2 protein-coding genes are annotated in these 1,508 nt (G+C 63.8%); both read left to right on the forward strand.

Annotation, left to right across the window (positions count from 1 at the left end):
* Positions 1-313, forward strand: a 313-nt coding sequence (locus OC610_RS27235; protein ID WP_264432503.1) for a M20/M25/M40 family metallo-hydrolase, incomplete at its 5' end; no start/stop codon positions are given.
* Between the two features lie 104 nt (positions 314-417).
* Entirely contained in the window at positions 418-1,458 is a 1,041-nt protein-coding gene (locus tag OC610_RS27240) for an ABC transporter substrate-binding protein (RefSeq protein ID WP_264432506.1), read from the forward strand.
* Positions 1,459-1,508: the final 50 nt, after the last annotated feature.

Raw genomic sequence — 1,508 nt, forward strand, 5'->3', positions numbered from 1 at the left:
TCACGCCGACACCGCGATCCGCTTCGAGCCTTTGTCGGCCTATCCCGGCCTGGCGACCTCGCCGGACAGCGAAGCCGCGCGCTTGGTTGCCCGACTCTGTGGCAGCGATGCCTTCGGCACCGTGGCGTTTGGCACCGAAGGCGGGCTGTTCCACCAGGCCGGCATCCCGTCGGTGGTCTGCGGTCCCGGCAGCATGGACCAGGGCCACAAGCCCGACGAGTACGTGAGTGTCGAGCAAATGGCCGCCTGCGATCGGTTGATGGATCGCCTGGCGATTCACCTGGGCGAGCCCGATGGACGGGACCCAGGATGAACAGTTTTGTAATCGCTGTAGACCACGCCGCCCGCGTTTACGGTCACTTTTGAGTCCCGTCGCCGACTCGTGCGGGCGAGCCGGCTTTATCGAGGAACCGATTCATGTCCAGATCCTTGCGTTGCAACATTGCGTGTGCCCTGGCGTTGCTGAGCATCAGCGTCCTGGCCGCGCCACAAAGCCTGACCGTGATTTCATTCGGCGGCGCCACCAAGTTGGCCCAGGACAAGGCCTACTTCCAACCCTTTAACGCCAGCGGTGCGGGAAACATCGTGGCCGGCGAATACAACGGCGAGCTGTCGAAGATCAAGGCGATGGTCGCGGCCGGGCACACCAGTTGGGACGTGGTCGAAGTGGAAAGCCCCGAGCTGCTGCGCGGTTGCGAGGAGGGCTTGTTCGAACGGCTCGATCCGGCGGCCATCGGCAAACCCGGGGATTTCGTCCCGGGGGCGCTCACTGAGTGCGGCGTGGCGACGTATGTCTGGTCGATGGTCCTGGCCTATGACCAGAGCAAGCTCACCAAGGCGCCCACGTCCTGGGCGGATTTCTGGAACGTGAACGAGTACCCCGGCAAACGTGGTTTGCGCAAGGGCGCCAAGTACACCCTGGAAATCGCCTTGCTGGCGGATGGCGTCAAGACCGAGGACGTGTACAAGGTCTTGAACACACCGGAGGGCGTCACACGGGCGTTTGCCAAGCTGGACCAGATCAAGCCGAACATCCAGTGGTGGGAGGCAGGCGCCCAGCCAGCGCAATGGCTGGTGGCCGGGGACGTGGCGATGAGCGCCGCCTACAACGGTCGCATCGCTTCTGCACAGAAGGAAGGCATGAAACTGAGCATCGTCTGGCCGCAGAGCTTGTATGACCCGGAGTATTGGGCGGTGGTCAAAGGCACGCCTAACAAGGCCCTGGCCGAGAAGTTCATCGCCTTTGCCAGCCAGCCGCAGACGCAGAAAGTCTTCTCGGAGAACATCCCGTACGGACCGGTGCATCGCCAGACGCTGGGCCTGCTTCCCGCCGACGTCCGTGAGCAACTGCCCACCGCCGAGGCCAACCTGGCGCAGGCGCAAGCCGTTGATGCGGAGTTCTGGGTCGATCATGGCGAGGAGCTGGAGCAGCGTTTCAACGCCTGGGCGGCGCGCTAATATCGAACGGCGCTCAGGGCGAGGGCGCTTGCTCTAGCTAAGCCCGTAGG

The sequence above is a fragment of the Pseudomonas agronomica genome (assembly GCF_025917275.1).
Lineage (GTDB): Bacteria > Pseudomonadota > Gammaproteobacteria > Pseudomonadales > Pseudomonadaceae > Aquipseudomonas > Aquipseudomonas agronomica.

What these genes read in the sequence shown, in the direction of transcription:
- OC610_RS27240 (WP_264432506.1), top strand. Translation starts at nt 418, where the DNA reads ATGTCCAGATCCTTGCGTTGCAACATTGCGTGTGCCCTGGCGTTGCTG.